The sequence below is a fragment of the Streptomyces sp. NPDC006207 genome (assembly GCF_040613835.1).
Classification (GTDB): Bacteria; Actinomycetota; Actinomycetes; order Streptomycetales; family Streptomycetaceae; genus Actinacidiphila.
Genome location: NZ_JBEXSX010000022.1, coordinates 40,550 through 62,027 on the forward strand (window position 1 = coordinate 40,550; position 21,478 = coordinate 62,027).

At 72.3% G+C, this 21,478-nt stretch carries 23 protein-coding genes; 9 read left to right on the forward strand and 14 right to left on the reverse strand.

The annotated features are described in order from the left end of the window. Positions 1 to 8: 8 nt before the first annotated feature. The 4 genes from cysS to ABZ312_RS19380 all read right to left on the reverse strand — a co-directional run bounded on the left by cysS (position 9) and on the right by ABZ312_RS19380 (position 3,532). On the reverse strand, positions 9 to 1,403 hold the full coding sequence (gene cysS / locus ABZ312_RS19365; RefSeq protein ID WP_500438291.1) for a cysteine--tRNA ligase: 1,395 nt from the start codon (positions 1,401 to 1,403) through the stop codon (positions 9 to 11). Between the two features lie 178 nt (positions 1,404 to 1,581). Beyond that, positions 1,582 to 2,106 (reverse strand): 2-C-methyl-D-erythritol 2,4-cyclodiphosphate synthase, encoded by a 525-nt coding sequence (ispF, locus tag ABZ312_RS19370; protein ID WP_500438293.1) that lies wholly within the window; start codon positions 2,104 to 2,106, stop codon positions 1,582 to 1,584. Next, entirely contained in the window at positions 2,096 to 2,821 is a 726-nt protein-coding gene (gene ispD, locus ABZ312_RS19375; protein ID WP_499516900.1) for a 2-C-methyl-D-erythritol 4-phosphate cytidylyltransferase, read from the reverse strand. Before ispD ends, ispF begins: the two co-directional genes overlap by 11 nt. A 228-nt stretch (positions 2,822 to 3,049) precedes the next feature. Further along, positions 3,050 to 3,532, reverse strand: a complete 483-nt coding sequence (locus tag ABZ312_RS19380; protein WP_018559600.1) for a CarD family transcriptional regulator — start codon at positions 3,530 to 3,532, stop codon at positions 3,050 to 3,052. 605 nt (positions 3,533 to 4,137) lie between these two features. Between ABZ312_RS19380 and ABZ312_RS19385 the strand changes: the two genes are divergently transcribed. After that, positions 4,138 to 4,725 carry a DUF461 domain-containing protein gene (locus tag ABZ312_RS19385; RefSeq protein WP_500330237.1) on the forward strand — a complete coding sequence of 196 codons (588 nt, stop codon included), beginning with the start codon at positions 4,138 to 4,140 and terminating at the stop codon, positions 4,723 to 4,725. A 106-nt stretch (positions 4,726 to 4,831) separates the two neighbouring features. On the opposite strand, the gene phoP is transcribed toward ABZ312_RS19385, so the two are convergent. Continuing rightward, positions 4,832 to 5,512: a two-component system response regulator PhoP gene (gene phoP, locus ABZ312_RS19390; protein WP_475986601.1), complete on the reverse strand. Its 681-nt coding sequence runs from the start codon at positions 5,510 to 5,512 to the stop codon at positions 4,832 to 4,834. Then, complete coding sequence (gene phoR / locus ABZ312_RS19395) at positions 5,509 to 6,789, reverse strand: two-component system sensor histidine kinase PhoR (RefSeq protein ID WP_500330239.1); 1,281 nt, start codon at positions 6,787 to 6,789, stop codon at positions 5,509 to 5,511. The genes phoP and phoR overlap by 4 nt, the downstream gene beginning before the upstream one ends. 207 nt (positions 6,790 to 6,996) lie before the next feature. Between phoR and phoU the strand changes: the two genes are divergently transcribed. Further along, positions 6,997 to 7,677, forward strand: coding sequence for a phosphate signaling complex PhoU family protein (gene phoU / locus ABZ312_RS19400; RefSeq protein WP_499513183.1), 681 nt, complete (start codon positions 6,997 to 6,999; stop codon positions 7,675 to 7,677). Between the two features lie 426 nt (positions 7,678 to 8,103). Here phoU and ABZ312_RS19405 read toward each other — a convergent pair whose 3' ends face one another. After that, positions 8,104 to 8,583 (reverse strand): VOC family protein, encoded by a 480-nt coding sequence (locus ABZ312_RS19405; RefSeq protein ID WP_500330240.1) that lies wholly within the window; start codon positions 8,581 to 8,583, stop codon positions 8,104 to 8,106. A 181-nt stretch (positions 8,584 to 8,764) separates the two neighbouring features. Between ABZ312_RS19405 and ABZ312_RS19410 the strand changes: the two genes are divergently transcribed. Next, positions 8,765 to 9,532, forward strand: a complete 768-nt coding sequence (locus tag ABZ312_RS19410) for a CDP-alcohol phosphatidyltransferase family protein (protein WP_500330242.1) — start codon at positions 8,765 to 8,767, stop codon at positions 9,530 to 9,532. Here the strand turns inward: ABZ312_RS19410 and ABZ312_RS19415 are convergent. After that, positions 9,471 to 10,208, reverse strand: a complete 738-nt coding sequence (locus tag ABZ312_RS19415) for a class I SAM-dependent methyltransferase (RefSeq protein WP_500330244.1) — start codon at positions 10,206 to 10,208, stop codon at positions 9,471 to 9,473. The two genes, ABZ312_RS19410 and ABZ312_RS19415, sit on opposite strands and share 62 nt — an antisense overlap. Beyond that, on the reverse strand, positions 10,186 to 11,100 hold the full coding sequence (locus ABZ312_RS19420; RefSeq protein ID WP_500330246.1) for a hypothetical protein: 915 nt from the start codon (positions 11,098 to 11,100) through the stop codon (positions 10,186 to 10,188). The genes ABZ312_RS19415 and ABZ312_RS19420 overlap by 23 nt, the downstream gene beginning before the upstream one ends. Positions 11,101 to 11,203: 103 nt before the next feature. Here ABZ312_RS19420 and ABZ312_RS19425 point away from each other — a divergent pair, with 103 nt between their 5' ends. Then, a complete protein-coding gene (locus tag ABZ312_RS19425) occupies positions 11,204 to 11,407 on the forward strand; it encodes a hypothetical protein (RefSeq protein WP_500330247.1) in 204 nt (67 codons plus the stop codon). 35 nt (positions 11,408 to 11,442) lie between these two features. Here the strand turns inward: ABZ312_RS19425 and ABZ312_RS19430 are convergent, their stop codons facing one another. Beyond that, positions 11,443 to 11,778, reverse strand: a complete 336-nt coding sequence (locus tag ABZ312_RS19430) for a DUF6087 family protein (RefSeq protein ID WP_500330249.1) — start codon at positions 11,776 to 11,778, stop codon at positions 11,443 to 11,445. Between the two features lie 339 nt (positions 11,779 to 12,117). Here ABZ312_RS19430 and ABZ312_RS19435 point away from each other — a divergent pair, with 339 nt between their 5' ends. After that, on the forward strand, positions 12,118 to 12,690 hold the full coding sequence (locus tag ABZ312_RS19435; protein ID WP_500330816.1) for a fascin domain-containing protein: 573 nt from the start codon (positions 12,118 to 12,120) through the stop codon (positions 12,688 to 12,690). Between the two features lie 329 nt (positions 12,691 to 13,019). Here ABZ312_RS19435 and ABZ312_RS19440 read toward each other — a convergent pair whose 3' ends face one another. Next, the gene (locus tag ABZ312_RS19440) at positions 13,020 to 13,781 is read right to left on the reverse strand and encodes a phosphoglyceromutase (protein WP_089227655.1); all 762 of its coding nucleotides are present in this window, start codon (positions 13,779 to 13,781) and stop codon (positions 13,020 to 13,022) included. Positions 13,782 to 13,896: 115 nt separating this feature from the next. On the opposite strand from ABZ312_RS19440, the gene ABZ312_RS19445 reads away from it, so the two are divergent. After that, positions 13,897 to 15,189, forward strand: coding sequence for an MDR family MFS transporter (locus ABZ312_RS19445; protein ID WP_500330814.1), 1,293 nt, complete (start codon positions 13,897 to 13,899; stop codon positions 15,187 to 15,189). Between the two features lie 130 nt (positions 15,190 to 15,319). Here ABZ312_RS19445 and ABZ312_RS19450 read toward each other — a convergent pair whose 3' ends face one another. Further along, a complete protein-coding gene (locus ABZ312_RS19450) occupies positions 15,320 to 15,835 on the reverse strand; it encodes a YbjN domain-containing protein (RefSeq protein ID WP_500358872.1) in 516 nt (171 codons plus the stop codon). Further along, the gene (gene mshA / locus ABZ312_RS19455; RefSeq protein WP_500330810.1) at positions 15,828 to 17,180 is read right to left on the reverse strand and encodes a D-inositol-3-phosphate glycosyltransferase; all 1,353 of its coding nucleotides are present in this window, start codon (positions 17,178 to 17,180) and stop codon (positions 15,828 to 15,830) included. The genes ABZ312_RS19450 and mshA overlap by 8 nt, the downstream gene beginning before the upstream one ends. A gap of 154 nt (positions 17,181 to 17,334) precedes the next feature. Here mshA and ABZ312_RS19460 point away from each other — a divergent pair, with 154 nt between their 5' ends. From ABZ312_RS19460 to ABZ312_RS19470, 3 genes are all read left to right on the forward strand, one after another. Then, positions 17,335 to 18,135: a class I SAM-dependent methyltransferase gene (locus tag ABZ312_RS19460; protein ID WP_500330808.1), complete on the forward strand. Its 801-nt coding sequence runs from the start codon at positions 17,335 to 17,337 to the stop codon at positions 18,133 to 18,135. Positions 18,136 to 18,410: 275 nt separating this feature from the next. Continuing rightward, positions 18,411 to 19,439, forward strand: a complete 1,029-nt coding sequence (locus ABZ312_RS19465) for a C40 family peptidase (protein ID WP_500330806.1) — start codon at positions 18,411 to 18,413, stop codon at positions 19,437 to 19,439. A 312-nt stretch (positions 19,440 to 19,751) separates the two neighbouring features. Continuing rightward, positions 19,752 to 21,020 carry a PP2C family protein-serine/threonine phosphatase gene (locus tag ABZ312_RS19470; RefSeq protein WP_500438296.1) on the forward strand — a complete coding sequence of 423 codons (1,269 nt, stop codon included), beginning with the start codon at positions 19,752 to 19,754 and terminating at the stop codon, positions 21,018 to 21,020. 42 nt (positions 21,021 to 21,062) lie between these two features. On the opposite strand, the gene ABZ312_RS19475 is transcribed toward ABZ312_RS19470, so the two are convergent. Next, entirely contained in the window at positions 21,063 to 21,395 is a 333-nt protein-coding gene (locus ABZ312_RS19475; RefSeq protein WP_500330802.1) for a DUF2516 family protein, read from the reverse strand. Positions 21,396 to 21,478: the final 83 nt, after the last annotated feature.

The window sequence follows — 21,478 nt, forward strand, 5'->3', positions numbered from 1 at the left end:
ACGCCCGGCTACCGGGAGCCGAGCGTCCAGCGCGGCCCGGAGGGGGTGTCCTCGATCTCCAGCCCGGACTGCTGGAGCCGGTCGCGGATGGCGTCGGCGGTCGCGTAGTCCTTGCGCCCGCGGGCCGACTCCCGCTGCTCCAGCACCAGCCGGACGAGGGAGTCCACGACCCCGTGCAGGTCCTCCCCGCGACCGTCGCCGGACCAGTGCGCGTCCAGCGGGTCCAGGCCCAGGACGCCGAGCATCGCCCGCACCTCGGCGAGGCGGGCGACGGCGCTCTCCTTGTCGTCCGCGGTGAGCGCCGAGTTGCCCTGCCGGACGGTGGTGTGGACGATCGCCAGCGCCTGCGGGACGCCCATGTCGTCGTCCATCGCCTCGGCGAAGGCCGGCGGCACCTCGGCGGCCGGCTCGACCGGGCCCGCCATCTCGACGACCCGCTGCACGAAGCCCTCGATCCGCGCGAACGCCGACTCGGCCTCGCGCAGCGACTCCTCGCTGTACTCGATCATCGAGCGGTAGTGCGGGGTGCCGAGGTAGTAGCGCAGCACGATGGGGCGCCAGCGCTTGGTCATCTCGCTCACGAGCACCGAGTTGCCGAGCGACTTGCTCATCTTCTCGCCGCTCATCGTGACCCAGGCGTTGTGCACCCAGTACTGCGCGAAGTCGTCGCCGAAGGCCTTGGCCTGGGCGATCTCGTTCTCGTGGTGCGGGAAGATCAGGTCGATGCCGCCGCCGTGGATGTCGAAGGCGGTGCCCAGGTACTTGTGGGCCATCGCGGAGCACTCCAGGTGCCAACCGGGACGGCCACGGCCCCACGGGGTCTCCCAGGACGGCTCGCCGGGCTTGACGGCCTTCCACATCGCGAAGTCGCGGGCGTCCCGCTTGCCGGTCTCGCCCTCGCTCTCCGGCTGGCGCAGGTTGTCGAGCTCCTGGTTGGACAGCTCCAGGTAGTCCGGGAAGGAGCGGACGTCGAAGTAGACGTTGCCCTCGGACTCGTAGGCGTGGCCGCTCTCGATGAGGCCGCGCATCATCTCGATCATCTCGGGCACGTGGCCGGTGGCGCGCGGCTCGTACGTCGGCGGCAGGCAGCCGAGCGCGTCGTAACCGTCGTTGAAGGCCCGCTCGTTCTCGTAACCGATCGCCCACCAGGGGCGGCCCTGCTCGCCGGACTTGGCGATGATCTTGTCGTCGATGTCGGTGACGTTGCGCACGAACGTGACGTCGTAGCCGCGGTAGGCGAACCAGCGGCGCATGATGTCGAAGTTCAGTCCGGACCGGATGTGCCCGATGTGCGGGGCTGCCTGCACGGTCGCGCCGCACAGGTAGATCGAGACGCAGCCCGGCCGGAGCGGGGTGAAGTCACGGACCTGGCGCGCGTCGGTGTCGTACAGGCGAATAGTCACGCATCAAGGGTAGTGGTCCCGGGTGCGTGCGCCGTCCGATCCACGGGAGCTTCATGGTGTTGTGACGCTCGCGGGGGCCGTCGCACCGGCCGCGGGAGCGCCCGGCGGGCGGGCGCTTCACCCGTACGGCGGACGGCACGACCCTGCGGGCGCCGGGTCAACTCCTCCGTGCCGCCGGTCACTTCGCGCGGCGGACCACCAGAGCGGTCGCCACGGCCGCCAGCCCCTCGCCACGCCCGGTGAAGCCCAGACCGTCGGTCGTCGCGCCGGAGACCGCCACGGGGGCGCCCACGGCGGCGGACAGGATCTTCTGGGCCTCGTCGCGGCGCTTGCCGATCTTGGGGCGGGGACCGATGACCTGGACGGCCACATTGCCGATGTCGTAGCCCGCCTCGCGGACGATCCGGGCGGCCTCCGTGAGCAAGGTCACACCGGGTGCGCCCGACCACTCCGGGCGCCCGGTGCCGAAATGCGCGCCCAGGTCGCCCATGCCGGCGGCGGAGAACAGCGCGTTGCAGGCGGCGTGCGCGACGACGTCGGCGTCGGAGTGCCCGGCCAGGCCGTCCCCCTCGCCCTCCCACAGCAGACCGGCGACCCACAGTTCGCGGCCCGCCTCGAAGGCGTGGATGTCGGTGCCGATGCCCACCTGGGGCAGCACGGGGACGTGGGCGGCCGGGGCGGTGCCCGTCGGCTCAGTAGTCATCGGTGGCCCTCCTGCGGGCGAGGACGGCCTCGGCGAGGACCAGGTCCAGCGGGCGGGTGACCTTGAAGGCCTCCTCGTGCCCCGGCACGACCAGCACCGGGACGCCGAGCCGCTCGACCATGCTCGCGTCGTCCGTGACCGGCCCGGTGACCGTGGTGTGCGCCTTGAGCAGCGTCGCCCGGTCGAAGCCCTGGGGGGTCTGGACGGCGCGCAGCAGCGAGCGGTCCGGGGTGCCGACGACGGCGTCGGTCGCCGGGTCGATCTCCTTGACCGTGTCGGCCAGCGGCAGCCCCGGCACGACGGCCGAGGCACCGTCCCGCACGGCGGCGGCGACGGCGTCGACCATGTCGACCGGCACCAGCGGGCGGGCGGCGTCGTGGACGAGCACCACCTCGACCTCGTCCGGCAGCGCGGCCAGGCCCAGCCGTACCGAGTCCTGCCGGCTCTCGCCGCCGGCGACGACCCTTATGTCCTTGGCCTCGGGCAGGCCGTTGCTGTCGAGCAGCGCCCTGACCTCGGCGACCCCGTCCGGGGGCGCCACGACGACGACCAGTGACACCGCGCGGGCGCGGGTCATGGCACGCACGGCGTGCACGAGGATGGGGACGCCGCCCAGGGTGCGCAGCGCCTTGGGCGCACCGGGGCCGAGCCGGACTCCACGTCCGGCGGCGGGAATGACTGCCGCGGTAGTCAGGTTTGTGTCCTTGGCCGAAATGGGTATCGCCTCAACGTGCCGGGCGCGAAGCCCCTGTCGGACCCTTCCGTGACACCGACAGGGCCAGCTGCCCGGGCCCGGCACCCAGTATGCAGGGGGAAGCGACGCGCGAACGAAGACGAGGGGGATCCTCGGCGTCGTCGAAGTGCCAGGCCACCGTGAGGGCGCCCCGGCATGCCGCAGTGCCCGGCGTAGGGAACGCACCGGGCACCACGGCGGAAATCCGCGTCAGGACGCGAGGACCTCGTCGAGGAGGGTCTCGGCCTTGTCCTCGTTGGTGTTCTCCGCGAGCGCGAGCTCGCTGACCAGGATCTGGCGGGCCTTGGCGAGCATGCGCTTCTCGCCGGCCGACAGCCCGCGCTCCCGCTCGCGACGCCACAGGTCACGCACGACTTCCGCGACCTTGATGACATCGCCGGAGGCGAGTTTCTCCAGATTCGCCTTGTACCGGCGGGACCAGTTGGTGGGCTCCTCGGTGTACGGTGCGCGCAGCACCTCGAAGACCCGGTCCAGCCCTTCCTGACCGACCACGTCGCGCACGCCGACGAACTCCGCATTGTCCGCGGGCACGCGTACCGTCAAGTCGCCCTGGGCGACCTTGAGCACCAAGTAGGTCTTGTCCACGCCTTTGATCTGGCGAGTTTCGATGGCCTCGATCAGCGCGGCCCCGTGATGGGGATAGACCACGGTGTCGCCAACCTTGAACGTCATGTGACAGGTACCCCTTCCGTGGCTATCCAGGGTAACACGGGAACGGCTGGTTCTGAATGGCGTTTTCGCAGGTCAGGGCATATCTCGGGGCTTGACAAGTGCGCCCGGAACGTGCTGCGGGAGGGGAGCGGAAGGCGGAATTCGCAGGTCGGAGTGGGTGTCGAGGGGCCCTGAAACGCTGCCGTTACACCCTTCCGAGGGCCAGGACAAGGGGAGGAACATCCCGATTTGTCGCTCTCTTGCGGGGGGTCTCTCGCTACTCCGTTCGGCCGCCACGGGCTTGATTGATCCATTTTCGCACCACGCCGGATTTCCGTCCGGCGGATGAACGGTAAATGGATCTTGCCGGTGTGGCGGGAATCGTTCGGCGGAATCCCGTAATGGATTCCGCCGTGCCCGCGCCGTTCCGCCCGGGGCCCCGTGGAAGGCCCCCGACGGCCCCCTGGAACGTCTCCCGGACACCCGGGTGGGTGAAGCCCCGGCCCGCCGGGGGGTGGCCCGGTGCGGGCGCACGAGACAGGCTCGGTAACCTAATCCAGCACCAGGTAACCCGTAAGTCCCGTACGTCCGTACCTCCGTACCCCGCCCAAGGAGATGCCGCCGCCGTGAGCAGCAGCCTTCGACGCGGCGCTCTCGCCGCCGCCCTTGCACTCTCGCTCTTCCCGCTCGCCGCCTGCGCTGCCGGGAACAGCGCGGAGACGCTGCGCGTCAGGCCGGACAACGCCGCGACCAGCGTCGGCGACATCGAGGTCCAGAACGTCGTCGTGCTCACCCAGGCCACCTCCGACGGTTCCTCCTCGGTGACGGCCAAGATCTTCAACAACGGCGACGAGTCGCAGACCCTGGACTCCGTGAAGGTCGGCTCCCTGGACGCCGACCTGTCCGGCACGATCACCCTGCCCGGCCACAGCTCCGTGCTGCTCGGCGGTGACGGCAACCCGTCCGCCCTGTTCAAGGGCGGTTCCGCGAGCAAGACCGACGGCGACTTCAAGGACGTCGTCTTCGACTTCAGCAAGACCGGCGAGGTCTCCCTGCAGAGCCTCGCGCTGCCCGCCGCCGGCTACTACGCCTCCTTCGGGCCGAGCGAGAAGCCCTCGCCCACGGAGACCGCGAGCCCGGGCGAGTCGCCCGCCGAGGGCGCCACGGCCTCGCCGACCGAGACCGAGACGATCACCGAGTCGCCCGCCGGCTGAGCACACCCCGGCACGCGAAGGGGCCCCGGGAGCACATCGCCCCCGGGGCCCCTTCCTGTCCGGTCACCGGTCTACGGCTGGAACCCGAAGCCAGGCCGCGGCCGGTTTACGGCTCGAACTTGTAGCCCAGGCCACGGACCGTCACCAGGTAGCGCGGCGCGCCCGGGTCCGGCTCGATCTTGGCGCGGAGGCGCTTGACGTGGACGTCGAGCGTCTTGGTGTCGCCGACGTAGTCGGCGCCCCAGACCCGGTCGATGAGCTGCATGCGGGTGAGGACGCGGCCCGCGTTGCGCAGCAGCATCTCCAGGAGGTCGAACTCCTTGAGCGGCAGGTCGACCTTGCCGCCGCCCACCGTCACGACGTGCCGGTCGACGTCCATGCGGACCGGGCCGGCCTCCAGCGCCGACGGCGAGATCTCCTCGGGCTCGCCGCGACGGCGCAGCACCGCCCGGATCCGGGCGACCAGCTCGCGGGAGGAGAAGGGCTTGGTGACGTAGTCGTCCGCTCCTATTTCGAGACCGACAACCTTGTCGATCTCGCTGTCCTTCGCGGTGACCATGATCACCGGGACGTTGGACTTCAGCCGCAGCTGGCGGCAGACCTCCGTGCCGGGCAGGCCCGGCAGCATCAGGTCGAGCAGGACCAGGTCGGCGCCGTTGCGCTCGAACTCGTCCAGCCCGTCGGGCCCGGTCGCCGCGATGGCGACCTCGAAGCCTTCCTTGCGGAGCATGTACGACAGGGCATCACTGAAGGACTCTTCGTCCTCGACGACGAGTACTCGGGTCACGGGAGGACCTCCGGGGCGGGGATGTGATCGGGGAACGTCTCGTAGAGGGCGGAAGAGGACCCGGAGCCGGGCCCGCCGTCCTCCACCGCCACGGCGGTGGAGCGGTCCCGGCCGTCCCGGGACGCCGCGGCTTCGGGCAGCCGCAGGGTGAAGGTGGAGCCCTGGCCTTCGGCGCTCCACACCGTGACCTCCCCGCCGTGGGAGGCGGCCACGTGCTTGACGATGGACAGACCGAGGCCGGTGCCGCCCGTGGCGCGCGAGCGCGCCGGGTCGACCCGGTAGAACCGCTCGAAGACGCGGTCCCGGTCCTTTTCGGAGATGCCGATCCCCTGGTCGGTCACGGAGATCTCGATCAGGTCGCCACTGGGTGCGGAGACCCTGCGGCCCGCGATGCCCACGCGGGTGCGGACCGGGCTGTAGTTGACGGCGTTCTCGACGAGGTTGCCGAGCGCGGCCGCGAGCTGGCCACGGTTGCCCCAGATGTACAGCTCGGGGGCGCCGCCGGTGGCCATGGTGATCTGCTTGGCGTTCGCCGGGTGGCGGCAGCGGTCGACCGCCTCGGCGACGAGGTCGTCGACGGCGACCGGCTCGGCGTCGTCGAGGGGGTTGTCGTCCTGGACCCGGGAGAGGTCGATGATCTCCTGGACCAGGCTGGTCAGCCGGGCGGCCTCGATCTGCATCCGGCCCGCGAAGCGCTCGACGGCCTCGGGGTCGTCACTGGCGTCCATCACCGCTTCGGAGAGCAGCGACAGCGCGCCGACCGGGGTCTTGAGCTCATGGCTCACGTTGGCGACGAAGTCGCGCCGCACCGCCTCGATGCGCCGGGCGTCGGTCAGGTCCTCGACCAGGAGCAGCACCAGGCGCGAGCCCAGTGGTGCCACCCGGGCGGAGACCGCGAGGCCCTCGCCGCGGCCGGCGCCCCGGCGCGGCAGGTCCAGTTCCACCTGCCGTATCTCGCCGTCCCGCCGGGTCTCCCGGGCCATCTGCAGCATCTGGTCGACGGCGAGCCTTCCGCCACGAACCAGCCCGAGGGCGTACGCCGCCGAGCTTGCCTTGACCACCGTGTCGCCCTCGTCGAGGACGACGGCCGACGAGCGCAGCACGGACAGCACCGTGTCCACGCCCGGCGGTAGTACGGCTGCGGCGTCGGGCCGCAGGGATGTGCGCGTCGGGCGGGCCTGCTCCCGCTCGCTCCAGCGGAACGCGAGCACAGCGATCACACCGGTGCAGAGCCCGGCGATCGCACTGGCTGCGGCGACTGCCGCGTTCACGTCCATACCCCCAGGTTAGGGGGACGGAATGAGTGACCCACAGCGGTCGGAGCGTCTTCTCGAACGCGCGTTGCCAAGAGTTCACCGTGGTGTCAGCACCGGTTCATTCCCGATGCTCGAGCGGTACGCGTGTGCGCGCGAGGTTGGGGAGCGTGTCAGCGTGGGAGGACAATCCTCTTTTCGAACGGCTGAAGCGGCAACGGAAGGATCGCGATGCGCGACGCATATCACGAGGAACTCGACTCGATCGGTGACGGCCTGGTCGACATGGCCCGGCTGGTCGGCTCCGCGATCGGGCGGGCCACCACGGCGCTGCTCGACGCGGACCTCAAGCTCGCGGAGAGCGTGATCGCCGCCGACGAGAAGGTGGACGACCTGCAGCGCGAGCTGGAGAACCGGGCCATCACCCTGCTCGCCCGCCAGCAGCCCGTCGCGACCGACCTGCGGATCGTCGTCACCAGCCTGCGCATGAGCGCGGACCTGGAGCGCTCCGGCGACCTCGCCCGCCATGTGGCGAAGCTCGCACGGCTGCGGTTCCCCAACACCGCCGTCCCGAGCGACCTGCACGCCACGATCCTGGAGATGGGCCAGCTGGCGCAGCGGCTGATGGCCAAGGCCGCCGAGGTGATCATCAGCAAGGACGTCGACGACGCCCTGCAGCTGGAGGCGGACGACGACCGCATGGACGAGCTGCACCGCACGCTCTTCCAGCACCTGCTCGACGACCGCTGGAAGCACGGCATCGAGACGGCGGTGGACGTCACCCTCGTCGGCCGCTACTACGAGCGCTTCGCCGACCACGCGGTCTCGGTCGCCAAGCGCGTCGTCTACCTCGTCACGGGCGAGCACGCGGACGAGCTGTCCCCGCCTCCCACCCCGATGCCGGCGGACTAGGGCCTGTCGGCCGCAACGGCCGTACGGCGCGGGACGACGCGGCGCGCGGGGCGGGTGCGCCCCCAGGGGCGGAACGCTTCCGCGCGCCGTTGATGCGCCGGTGGGGGATGCCGTTCACTGGTGGCAGGCATGCAGGCAGCCGTCACCAACGGCATAGGAGGGTAACCATGCCCGAGTCCCCCACGTCGCCCACCGCCCGCGACCAGCCGTCCCCCGAGGGGACCCCGCAATCCCCCGGCATCCGTGAGCTGCCGTTGCTCGGAGCGTGCGGCTGCGGTTCGGGCTGCGGATGCGGCTGCCAGTCCGGAGCGCCCTGCCGCTGCGGCGGCAGCTGCTGACTCCACCGAGTCCACGCCACCCGCGTTCCTCACGCTCGGGGGCCCGTCCGGTCGCTCCGGACGGGCCCCCGACGCCGTGTCCCCCGGGTCACCCGCCGTCGTACGCGCGCCGCAGCGCGGCGAGGTCCATCTTCTTCATGGACAGCATCGCCTCCGTGGCCCGCCGGGCCTTCTCCGGGTCGGCGTCCCCGACCATCTCCAGCAGCACCTCGGGGAACACCTGCCAGGACACCCCGTACCGGTCCTTCAGCCATCCGCAGGGGCCCTCCTCACCGCCGTCGGTGAGCTTCTCCCAGTAGTAGTCGACCTCGGCCTGGTCGGCGCAGCGGATCTGGAACGAGACCGCCTCGTTGAAGGTGAAGTGCGGACCGCCGTTGAGCGCCACGAACTTCTGCCCGTTGGCCGTGAACTCCACGGCCAGCACGGACCCCGCGGGGCCGGGCCCGGCCTCGTTGTAGCGGCCGATCGTGCCGATCGCGGAGTTCTTGAAGATCGAGACGTAGTGGTTCGCCGCCTCCTCGGCCTTCCCGTCGAACCACAGGCACGTGGTGAATCCGTCGGTGGTCATCGCTGCCTCCTCCTGACGCATGGGCGCGTACGTCCTAAGGACGGTCCCGGCGCCGGAAACTCATCGGCGTACGGCCATGTGCCGGTTCGCCGTCCCGGGGCCCCCGACGGGACTCGCGGAGGCGTCCCCTAGCCTGTGCCGATCACCACGGCGCGCGGTGATCAATTGGGAGGAGATCGTCATGGTTGCTGCCCCGGCACTGGCGGAGCTGCGCGAGGTCTGCCAGCCGCAGGCGAAGCTGCGGAGCCGCAACGGCGAGCACTGGGCGGGCCGCCTGTACATGCGGCGCGTTTCGCTCCGCATGACCCGGCAGCTGGTGCGGACCCGGATCTCCCCCGACACGCTGACGTGGACGATGGTCGTGTGCGGTGTCGGCGCGGGCGCCGCCCTTCTCATCCCCGGGCTCACCGGGGCCGTGCTGGCCGCCGTGCTCTTCCAGCTCTTCCTGCTCTTCGACTGCGTGGACGGCGAGGTCGCCCGCTGGAAGGGGCAGAACAGCGCGACCGGCATCTACGTCGACCGTCTCGGCGCCTACCTGGCCGACGCGGCACTGCTGACCGGGGCGGGCTTCCGGGTGGCCCACGACGGGTCCGCGTACTGGGCTTCGGTCGGCCTCGCGACGGCCCTGGGCGTCGTGCTGCTGAAGGCGTCCACCGACCTCGTCGACGTCGCCCGCGCCCGCCGGGGCCTGTCCGTCGCCGGCGACGAGGCGGCCCGGCCCCGTTCCGAGGGCGTCGCCACCGTCCGGCGGCTCGCCTCGGCCCTCAAGATCCACCGCCTCACCAACGGCATCGAGGCCTCCCTCGTCCTGCTCGCCGCGGCCGTCGCGGACACCCTGACCGGCAGTGCCGCCCCCACCGCTTGGACGCTCGCCGCGCTGGCGGTGATCACGTGGCTGATGGTGGTGGCCCACCTGGCATCGATCCTGTCGTCCTCGCGGCTGCGCTGACGCCGGGTCCGGCCGGCCGGGCCCTGGTCATCAGCAGGTGGCCCCTGCGGAAGCGCTCGTCCGGTCCGGGCTCCCGGAGCATGCGGCCGGTTTCGGTGAAGCCGGCCGCCGTCGCCAGGGCGGCGAGGTCGTCGATCGGCCACCGGTAGGCCGTCGTCACCTTGTGGTCGAACGCCTCGAGGGGGCCCCCGCCGGATTCGAAGAAGCCCAGCAGGAGATGGCCGCCCGGGGCCAGGACCCGGCGGAACTCGTCGAAGTACGGGGGCAGTTCGCCCGGCGGCGTGTGGATGACGGAGTACCAGGACACGATGCCGTCCAGCTCGCCGTCGGCGACGGCGTCCAGGGCGTCCATCGAGCCGACGTCGAAGCGCAGCTCCGGATGGGCCTCGCGGGCGAGGCCGATCATGACCGGCGACAGGTCGACGCCGAAGGCCTCCAGCCCCAGGTCCCGCAGGTGCGCGGTGAGGTACCCCGGGCCGCAGCCGAGGTCGGCGACGGTCCTCCCGCCGGCCGCCCGCACGCAGTCGGCGAAGGCCGCGATCAGCGCGCGGTCCAGCGGGAGCGAGCCGAGGGAGTCGCTGAACAGTTCCGCGTAGAGGACGGCGACGGCGTCGTACGCGCCGGCCGTCGAGACGGCATGGGGGGAGGGGTCCCTAGGAATCGGCGAACCAGGCACCGATCGACTCCCACTGGAAGGCGTCCCGCCAGGCGACCCCGCCCGCCGTCCAGCCCTGAAGGGCCGCGACGGCCTTCTCCGCGGACACCGTTCGCGTCCGGTAGTGCTCGGCGGGGGCGCGGTCGCGGTACTCGAGCTGGTACGTGCCGTCGGGGCGGTGCCACACCTGGGCGTAACACTGCTGGTCCGCGGCGCACTCCATGACCAGGTGCCCGTCACGCGGGAGGTTCAGCACCGCCTTCTCCAGCTCGGCGCCGAGGGGGCTGTCGTCATCGAGGCGGTGACCGGGGTGCGCGAGGGGGTCGGTGTCCACGGTTTCCTCTCCTTCTCCTTCCGGTTGGACGGGTGGCAGTCCGCAGGCGTCGATCAGTTCGAAGAACAGGTCCTCCACGAACGGGTCCGCCCGTTTGGCGAGCACCTCGCGCAGGGCGTCACGGTCCGCGGTGAACCCGGCCTCGGCGGCCCAGCCGGCGATGTCCTCCGCGGTCCCCGGCACCTCCGCGAGCATCCAGCGGACGTTCCGCGCCTTCTCGCTCTCCCCCGGGGGCGCGTCGTCCACGGCCGGCGGCGACCCGGCGATCTCGTAGTCGGCGGCCATCTCCGGGTCGAGGAAGGCGGACCAGACCGCCCCGGAGGGCGTGAGGCCGCGTACGAAGCAGACGTCGCTGTCGAAGACGCTCGCGATCAGGACGGGCGAACCGGTCGCGGCCACCAGCCTCTCCAGCCATCGATCGTCGTCGTTGTCCGGAAGCGACCGGCCGAACTGCAGCGTCTTCCAGCCCCCGGGGCGCGGCAGGCACACGTCCAGGTCGTCGGCGGTCTCCTCGAACCCGCGCATCCGCTCCAACGGCCCGTCACTCCGCGCCAGTACGACATCGCCGGTGTACCCCATGGCTCCCTCCCCGAAGGCTGCCGCCGATGCTAGCGACGGCCACCGACATCGCTCGGTGCGGCCGCGCTACCCTGCTACGGGGACAGCGACTTCCGGGGGGACCGTGACCGCACTGCCGGCGAGCGTGGACCGCGACATCCTCGATCACCGGATCATGTTCGCGGCGCGGACGATCCGGGAAACCCTGGGCTGCTCGATCCACGAGGCCATCGACCTGGTCGCCGTCCGGCACGAGGAACTGCGCCGGGAGCGCCCGGACGACTTCAGCTTCGGGCCCGAGGAGTTCGGCCAAAGCTTCTACTCCTGATACTCCTGAGCGGCGATGCGCGTGCCGAGGCCCGGCTATTCGTCCAGCAGCGCCCGCAGCCGTGCCTTCCGCCGGTCGGCGGCCGCAGCGGAAGGGGGCGGGGCCGCGCGCTGCCCCCCGTCCGAGGGCCCGGCCTGCCGTCCGCGCCGGGCCGCGTTCAGCAGGGCCCGGGCTTCGGCCAGGCCGGAGACCACGGCGACCGGTTGCCATGCATAGCCGTCCCATTGCGAGATGAGACGTGGGGCGTCCGGATCCACGTGAGCGCCCCGCGGCGGCCCCGCAGCAAGGGTGCCCGCACGAAGCCGGCCCTTCCTGCGTGCCTGCCGTTCCTCGCGGCGCTCCACCCACTGCTCCAGGGGCTCGTCCTCCATGCGCACAGGATGTCCCGGCACGCCCCCGGGACACCACAGCCGCGCGGAAACCAACCCCCGGGTTCGGCCCCCTAACCGCGCGGCGCGGGACCCTGCTTCCACCCCTCGACCGGACCGGGTCACGAAACGCTGTCGTCGGGGACGCCTCCGGTCGCGGGGCCGGGCGGCGAGCGGCATCGCGTCAATCGTTCTTCAACCGCCCGTCGATAAGACGTCGATGCCCACAAGGTTGCCTTATGTCGGCATCAGGAACGCCTCCGGCCATCAGCGGCCACCGGTTCCCGGCCCGCCGCGGCAGGTCGTCGCGCAAAAATCGAGAAGCTCGCAGGAAGCAGGAACGTGAACCTCAAGAACATCTCCGGCAAGTTCGGCATGGCCGTGGCGGTGGGCGCAGTCGTGCTGACCGCGACGCCGTCCGCGACCGCCGCTCCAGCTCTGTCGGGCACGGTCACCGTGGCCTCCCCTGACTGGGATCTCGGCACCGACCACTGCGACGACATCAAGATCCAGTCCAAGGGCAACGGTCTTTTCGTCGCCGCGGAGAAGGACTACACCGGGGGCGACTTCGGCATGCTCCGAGCCCGGTCGTCCTCCGTCGGGCCCTGGGAGAAGTTCTCCCTCTGCCCGATGGACGGGTACTACACCCTCTTCTCATACGGCACCGGGAGTTACGTGAGCGCCGAGAAGAACTACACGGGCGCCGACGTGGGCATGCTCAGGGCGCGTGCGGCCGCCGTCAAGAGCTTCGAGAAGTTCGAAGTCCGCTGCCCCAGCTACTGCACCATCAGGTCCCTCGTCAACGGCCAGTACGTGAGCGCCGAGTTGGCCTACACGGGCACCGGCTACGGCATGCTCCGGGCGCGCTCCGCCTCCGTCGGGGAGTGGGAGAAGTTCTCCTTCTCGCAGGGCTGAGACACCGCCGCACGGAAGCCGGGCAGGGGGTGAGGCGTCTCCCCTCCCGGTCGGCCGCGGCGCACCCGACAGCGGCGTGCACAAGGACCTCCCACGTTCGCGGATCGAAGGAGACGGTACCTGCCCGATACCTCGGGCACTCCGATCCGGGCCTGACCTGGAAGGTGTACGCGCACCTCATGCCGAGTAGCCGCGACCGTGCCCGCAAGGCTCTCGGGCTGGCGCTCCGGCCGCAAGACTCTGGGCACTGAGGGCCCACACTGGGCCCAGACCGTAAAAGCGCCCCCGATCTGCGCCATAAGAGCAGGTCGGGGGCGTGATCTCGATCCTTACTTCTTCTTGCCCTGGTTCTTCACGGCCTCGATCGCCGCCGCGGCCGCCTCGGGGTCGAGGTAGCGGCCGCCCGGGGTGACGGGGCGGAAGTCGGCGTCGAGCTCGTAGGCGAGCGGGATGCCGGTGGGGATGTTCAGGCCCGCGATGTCGGCGTCGGAGATGCCGTCGAGGTGCTTGACGAGGGCGCGCAGGCTGTTGCCGTGGGCGGCGACCAGCACGGTACGGCCGGTGAGGAGGTCGGGGACGATGCCGTCGTACCAGTACGGGAGCATGCGGTCGACGACGTCCTTCAGGCACTCGGTGCGCGGACGCAGCTCCGGCGGGATGGAGGCGTAGCGCGGGTCGTCGCTCTGGGAGAACTCGCTGCCGTCCTCGATCGGCGGCGGCGGGGTGTCGTAGGAACGGCGCCAGAGCATGAACTGCTCCTCGCCGAACTCGGCGAGGGTCTGCGCCTTGTCCTTGCCCTGGAGGGCGCCGTAGTGGCGCTCGTTGAGGCGCCAGCTGCGGTGGACGGGGATCCAGTGCCGGTCGGCGGCCTCGAGGGCCAGCTGCGCGGTGCGGATCGCGCGCTTCTGGAGGGAGGTGTGGACGACGTCGGGGAGCAGTCCGGCGTCCTTCAGCAGCTCGCCGCCCCGGACCGCCTCCTTCTCGCCCTTTTCGTTCAGGTTGACGTCAACCCAGCCAGTGAAGAGGTTCTTAGCGTTCCACTCGCTCTCGCCGTGGCGGAGGAGGATCAGCTTGTACGGAGCTTCAGCCATGGCAAGGAGTCTAAGAGAAAACCCCTTGGTGCCCTCCGGAGGGCCGATGTAAGCTGCGTAGGCCATCCTGGCCCATTACGCCTACGACGCCCCGACGCCGCGAGGAGCAGCCGCCGTGCCCGATGTCAGACGTGCCGTACGGGAGACCGTCTCGGGACTCCCCCGGACCTTCTGGTGGCTGTGGACCAGCACACTGGTCAACCGGCTCGGCGGCTTCGTCGTCACCTTCCTCGCGCTCTACCTCACCCTCGACCGGGGCTACTCCGCCACTTACGCCGGTCTCGTCGCGTCCCTGTACGGCCTCGGCGGCGCCGTCGGCGCGGTCGTCGGCGGGGTGCTGACCGACCGGCTGGGGCGGCGCTCGACGATGCTGCTGGCGCAGGTCGCGGCCGCGGCCGGCACGGCGACGCTGGCCTTCGTGGACGGGCAGGCGGAGATCGCGGGCGTGGCCACCGTGATCGGCGTGGCGAGCAGCGCCTCGCGGCCCGCGGTGCAGGCGATGATGGCGGACGTGGTGCCCGCCGCGGACCGGGTGCGGGCGTTCTCGCTCAACTACTGGGCGATCAACATCGGCTTCGCCGTCTCCTCGGCGGCGGCCGGCCTCATCGCCTCGCAGGGCTACCTCTGGCTCTTCCTCGGCGACGCGTTCATGACGGTGCTCTGCGCGCTGGTGATCTACGCCAAGGTGCCGGAGTCCATGCCGGGCCGGGAGCCCGCGAGCCCGGGGCGGTCCGCCGGGGCGGCCGGGGGCGGGGAGTCGCGGGTCGGCCTCGGGGTCGTCCTGCGTGACCAGCGCTTCATGTGGTTCGTCGCGCTGACGTTCCTGCTGGGCACGGTCACCCAGCAGGGTTCGACGACCCTCTCGGTCGACATGGGCCGCCAGGGCTTCTCCGCGAGCCAGTACGGCCTGATCATCGGGCTCAACGGCCTGCTGATCGTGCTCCTGCAGATCCCGCTCACCCGGCTCGTCGAGCGGCGGAGTGTGGCGGCGCTGCTCACCGCCGGCACGCTGCTGATGGGCTGGGGCTTCGGGCTCACCGCCTTCGCCGGTTCGGTCCCCTTCTACGCGCTGACGGTGGCGGTGTGGACGATCGGCGAGATCCTGCACGCGCCGGCCTCGATGTCGCTGGTCGCCGACCTGGCACCGGCCCACGCCCGGGGGCGCTACCAGGGCATGTACTCGCTCGCCTGGCCCGCGGCGTCCTTCGCCGGGCCGCTGCTGGGCGGCGTGGCGCTGGACCGGTGGGGCGGTGGCGTGGTGTGGGGCGCCTGCGCCGTGGTCGGCACGGTCGCCGGCGCCGGCTACTGGCTGCTGCTGCGGGAGCGCGGGGCGCAGGCCGGGCAGGTGGAGACGGCGCCGCCGGCCCCGGTACGGATACCGGAGCCGGAGCCGACGGCGGACTGCTAGCGCGGGAGGCGCAGGGCGCGCCGCACCTCGTACGGCGCGGAGCGCGCCCCGTACAACGGTCCCGCCGACGCGGCGCCGCCGTGGGAGCCGTCGTCATCGAGACCTTGGTGACGCTCAGGCGGCGGCGAGGCTACTCGGCACCCTTGCCGGCCTTGCCAATCAGATGTGCGAACGCGTCGAGGTTGCGCGTGGACTCGCCGCGCGCGGTCCGCCATGCGTGCTCCTTGCGGATCGCGTCGGCGAAGCCCAGTTCCAGCAGCGTGTTGAAGCTGCCGTCCGCGTTCTCGAGGACGGCACCCAGCAGCCGGTCGACCTCCTCGGGGGTCACCGCGACCAGCGGGAGCCGGCCGGAGAGGTAGACGTCGCCGAGCGCGTCGATGGCGTAGGCCACGCCGTACAGCCGGGTGTTGCGCTCCAGGAGCCAGCGGTAGAACGCCTCGTGGTTCTCGTCGGGGCGGCGCACGACGAAGGCATTGACCGTCAGGGTGTGCCGCCCCACCGCCAGCGCCACGGTGGTGGACAGCTTGCGCGTGCCGGGGAGCTTGACGACGTACTCGCCCCCGGCTCCGGTCTCCCAGCCGAGTTCGGCGTCCTCCAGTGCCCGCTCGACCGCCGCGCGCGCCGCCGTCTGCTCCCGCTCACCCATGCGGCGATCGTAGGCGACGCCGCCGCTCGGCCATCGCACCCGCGTACACCTCGGCGGTCCTGGTGGCCGCCGCGTCCCAGCCGAAGCACCCCGCGTGCCGGGCGGCGGCCCCGCCCATGGCGGGCACCAGCTCCGGGTGCTCGACGAAGCGGCGCAGGGCGCGCGCGTAGTCGGCCGGTTCGTGGCCCGCGACGAGGAAGCCGGTCTCGCCGTCCTTCACGGCCACCGGCAGCCCGCCGACCGAGGCCGCCACCACCGGCGTGCCGCAGGCCTGCGCCTCGATGGCGACCAGCCCGAACGACTCGCTGTACGAGGGCATGACCAGCACCGACGCGGCCCGGTACCAGTCCGCGAGCCGGTCCTGGGCGACCGGCGGCTGGAAGCGCACGAGGTCGGAGATGCCGAGCCGGGCGGCGAGCTTCTGCAGGCGCTCGGGCTTGGCCAGGCCGCTGCCGCTCGGCCCGCCGACGACCGGGACGACGAGGCGGTCGCGCAGCGACGGGTCCTCCGCCAGCAGGATGGCCGCGGCGCGCAGCAGGATGTCCGGCGCCTTGAGGGGCTGTATCCGGCCGGCGAAGAGCGGGATCACCGCGTCCTGCGGCAGGCCGAGGCGCGCGCGGGCCCCGGCGCGGCCGCCGTGGGCGTCCGGCCGGAAGCGGTCCAGGTTCACCCCGGGGTGGACGACGGCGACCTTGCCGGGGTCGGCCTCGTAGTGCCGGATCAGCTCGTCCGACTCCTCGGCGGTGTTGGCGATCAGCCGGTCGGCGGCGTTGACGATCTGCGTCTCGCCGATGACCCGGGCCGTGGGCTCGGGGGTGTCGCCCTCGGCGAGCGCCGCGTTCTTGACCTTGGCCATGGTGTGCATGGCGTGGACGAGCGGGACGCCCCAGCGCTCGGCGGCGAGCCAGCCGACGTGGCCGGAGAGCCAGTAGTGCGAGTGCACCAGGTCGTAGTGGCCCTGCCGGTGGCTGGCCTCGGCGTGCATCACGCCGTGAGTGAAGGCGCACAGCTGCGCGGGAAGATCCTCCTTGGCCAGGCCCTCGTACGGGCCGGCGTCCACGTGCCGCACCAGGACCCCGGGCGCCAGCTCGACCGTGGGCGGCAGGGCGGCCGTGGTGGCCCGGGTGAAGATCTCGACCTCCACGCCGGGGCCCTCCGCGAGCCGCTTGGCCAGCTCGACGATGTAGACGTTCATACCGCCCGCGTCGCCGGTGCCGGGCTGGTGGAGGGGCGAGGTGTGCACGCTGAGCATGGCCACGCGCCGCGGACGGCGTCCACCGACGCCATGGCGGCGCAACCGGCGATGGGCACCACCGGCCAGGACCTTCGCCACGTACTGGCTCACGTCGCCTCCTCCACTTCTCCGACGGGCGGCCGAGCGGAGGCCGCCCCTGAACGGTGACAACCAGCGGAAGGCCTAGATCCATTTCCGCTTTGCCAAAGCGTGACCGTCGGCCCGGCCCGGATCCGGCGCCCGCGGGCTCGCATAGGCTCGGCGCATGCGCGCGACACGGCCGGTCGGAGAGGTGACCCGGGGGACGACCAACCCCAACCGGCTGCGCCGCATGGACCGCTGGATCGCGGCGCAGCACGGGCCCGCGCTGCGCCGCAGCGACGATCCGCTCGCCGTGGACCTGGGCTACGGCGCCGCGCCCTGGACGGCCCTGGAGCTGCTGGGAAGGCTGCGCACCGCGCGCCCCGACGCCGAGGTCGTCGGCATCGAGATCGACCCGGCCCGGGTGGCCGCCGCCCGGCCGTACGCCCGCGAGGGGCTCTCCTTCGCGCACGGCGGATTCGAGGTGCCCCTCCCGGACGGCCGCAGGCCGGCGCTGATCCGGGCGGCGAACGTGCTGCGCCAGTACGACGAGGAGCGCGTCGCCGAGGTGTGGACCCGCCTGCGGTCCCGGCTCGCGCCGGACGGGCTGCTGGTGGAGGGCACCTGTGACGAGATCGGCCGCCGCCACGTGTGGGTGGCGCTCGGCCCCGAGGGCCCGCGCACGGTGACCTTCGCCACCCGGCTCGGCTCGCTGGAGCGCCCCTCCGACCTGGCGGAGCGGCTGCCCAAGGCGCTGATCCACCGCAATGTGCCGGGCGAGCCCGTGCACACGTTCCTCACCGACTTCGACCGCGCGTGGGCGGCCGCCGCGCCCTTCGCCTCCCTGGGCGCACGGCAGCGCTGGATCCGCACGGTGCGCAGCCTGGCGGGCCCGGGCGGCTGGCCCGTCACCGACACCCCGTCCCGCTGGCGCCAGGGCGAGGTGACCGTCCGCTGGGAGGCCCTGGCCCCGGCACCGGACTGATCCCCGCGGCTCGGTCGCCACGCCGCCCGGACGATGCGCGGGGCGCGTGTCGGATCCGTACACGACGACGCAGGCGCCCCGCCGCACCGGGCCGATCCCGCCCGCCGACGGCAGCCGTCGGCACCCCTCCACGGCCGCCGAACACGTCCCGGGCCGGGCCGACATGGCGCCGGAGGGCGGTGCACCGGCCCACGGCTCTGGCCGATTCGCGTCTTCCGTGGCACCATCCACAGCCATGTGACGGACCGTCAGATGTGTGCTGCGGAGGTGCCCGCATGAAGCGTACGGCCTGCCTGGCCTGTGCCGCGCTGCTGCTCCTCGCCGCCCCCGTGCAGGTCGCGCACGCCGATCCGCCCCGCCCGCCCCGCACGCTCCAGGACGTACGGGCCGAGGTCGGCACCCTCTACCGGCAGGCCGAACGCGCTACCGACACCTACAACGCCGCGCACGAACGGGTCCTCGCCCAGCAGAAGGAGATCGTCGCGCTCGCCCGCGTCATCGACCGGGAGCAGATCCGGCTGCGCACCCTGACCGCCCGGGCAGGCGCGCTCGCCCGCGCCCAGTACCGCGGCGGCGGCATCGGCCCCGGGCTCGACCTGCTGCTCAGCGACGACCCGGACGCCTTCCTGGACGGGCTCGCCCTCGCCGACCGGGGCGCCCAGGCCGCCGGCACCACGATCGAGCAGTTGCGCACCACCACGGCGGAGCTGGGCGCCTACGCCCGCTCCGCCACCGCCGCCTGGGAGCGCCTCGTGGCCGACCAGAAGGAGGCGGCCGACGCCGAGCGGGAGGTCACCGCGCGTCTGACCCGGGCGAAACGCCTGCTCGCCGGCCTGGAGGCCCGGGAGCGGGCACGGCTGGAACGGCTGGAGGACGAGGCCGCCTACCGTTCCCAGGTGGCCTGGCTGCGCACCGACGCCGCCACCCACCTGCGCCGCAACGCCGCCGGCGCCACACGGCAGGGCGCCGCGGCGGTCGCCTTCGCCGCGGCGCAGATCGGCAAGCCGTACGAATGGGGGGCGGACGGCCCGGCCGCGTACGACTGCTCCGCGCTGACCCGGGCCGCCTGGCGCGCCGCGGGGGTCGGCATCCCGCGCACCTCGCAGGAGCAGTGGCGGCTCCTGCCGCACGTCCCCATGGCGGCGATGCGCCCGGGCGACCTGGTCGTCTACTTCGACGACGCCAGCCATGTCGGCATCTACGTGGGCGACGGCGCCATCGTCCACGCGCCGCGCCCCGGGCGGCGGATCACGATGGCGGGGGCCGGGTCGATGCCCGTCCTCGGCGTCGTGCGCCCCGGATGACCGCACGCGGCCGTGCCGGGCGGCTGCGTGGGGCCGCCGCGCTGTGACCTGCGTCCTGTGACCCCGGCCGCGTGACCCGTACCACCCCGTCTCCGAGCAAACGTGACGTTGGTCATGCCCGCTTCGTCCCTCCGCGGTCGAAATCCGCAGCTCAGAACCGCATATGACACGGGCGGTTTACCAACAGGGCCTCCCCCGCCGCCGGGCGCTACCGCTATGGTCGCCCTTCAGTGTTCTCGGAGCTGAGCAACCGATCCGACCGATCCGACCGCTCCGGGACGTTGCCCTCGGGGGGAGGGAAGGAATTGTCCGATGTCGCCGATGTCCGCGACCGAGCGGCGCACCGACCAGTACGCCGTCGTGCCGGGGCCGCGCCAGGAAACCACCCTGGTCGACGGCCGGACCTCCCCTGCCCTGACCCTGCTCGTCATCGGTGAGGACCCGGTCGGTGCCTTCACCGTCCCCGACCTGCTGGACGTCTCCGGCACACGGGTCCGCATCCGCCGCGCCCGCAACCTGACCGAGGCCGAGCGGCTGCTCAGGGACGACGTCAACTGCATCCTGCTGGAGCTGTCCGCCCCCGCCGCCGAGGGCGTCTCCGACGGGCTGGACAGCCTGCGGCAGCTGCTGCGCCTCGCCCCGCGCACCGCCGTGCTGGTGCTGACCGCCGGCACGGACACCGACGCCGAGCGCGCCGCCGAGGCCGTCCGCGTCGGCGCCCAGGACCACCTGACCCCGGCCGACCTGGACCCGTCCCACCTGACCCGGGCCATCCGCTACGCCGTGGAGCGCAAGCGCGCCGACGTCGCGCAGCGCCAGCTGACCGAGACCCGGCTGCTCGCCCAGGAGAACTCGCGGCTGGAACGCGGGCTGCTCCCCACGCCGCTGCTCCACGACGCCGACCTGCGCTTCGCCGCCCGCTACCGGCCCGGCCGCAGCCGGGCCCTGCTCGGCGGCGACTTCTACGACACCGTCCGCACCCCGGACGGCACCGTGCACGCGATGATCGGCGACGTCTGCGGCCACGGCCCGGACGAGGCCGCCCTCGGCGTCGAGCTGCGCATCGCCTGGCGCGCGCTGACCCTGGCCGGACTGTGCGGGGCCGCCCTGCTGGGCACCCTGCAGGAGGTCCTGGAGCACGAGCGGTCCCACGACGAGATCTTCGCGACCCTCTGCCAGGTCGACATCAGCCCGGACGGCCGCGCCGCCGACCTCTGGCTGGCCGGTCACCCGGCGCCGCTGGTGTCGCTGTCCGGGATGGCACCGCAGCTGCTGCCGTACGAGCACGGCGGCCCGGCGCTCGGGCTGCTGCCCCAGAGGGACTGCTGGGAGGGCGCGCGCTTCGAGCTGGGCGAGGCGTGGAGCCTGATGCTCTACACCGACGGGCTCATCGAGGGCCGGATCGGCCTGGGCGCGCAGCGGCTGGGCCAGGACGGCATGGTCGAGCTGGTCGGGCGGCAGCTGTCCGCCGGACTCGCCGGCGAGGAGCTGCTGGACGCGGCGATGATGGAGGTACGGGAGCTCAACGGCGGGGAGCTGACGGACGACGTCGCCCTCATGCTCCTGGAGTCGGGCGCCTGATCCGAGGGCCCGGCCGGTCCGCCGGCCGGGGGGAACTCCGCCTCAGCGGTTGAAGGGGCCGTACGGGCCGTCGCTGCTGCTGCCGCCGCCGCGCCGTCGCGGACCGGACACCTGCTTGAGGGCGGGACGCACGTCCACCGTGTAGACGATCACCGCGATCAGGCCGATGACCGGCAGGAACGACATGATCGGCAGGATCGCGATCAGCGCCGCCGCCACGGCGAGGATGATCAGCCAGAAGGGCTTGGTCTTCTTGTCCGCCGCCCGGTAGGCGTCCTCACGCCGGATGGCCGCGTCGACCAGCGCGAAGAGCGCGAAGACCAGCAGGGCGATGGAGATCCAGCCCAGCAAGTTGTAGAAGCCCTGCACCAGCATTGCCGTCCACCTCCGTCATCGGCTCCCACCGTACCGGCACAACGAGCCGGGCACGCCACGCGTGCCCGGCCCGTGATGTTCCG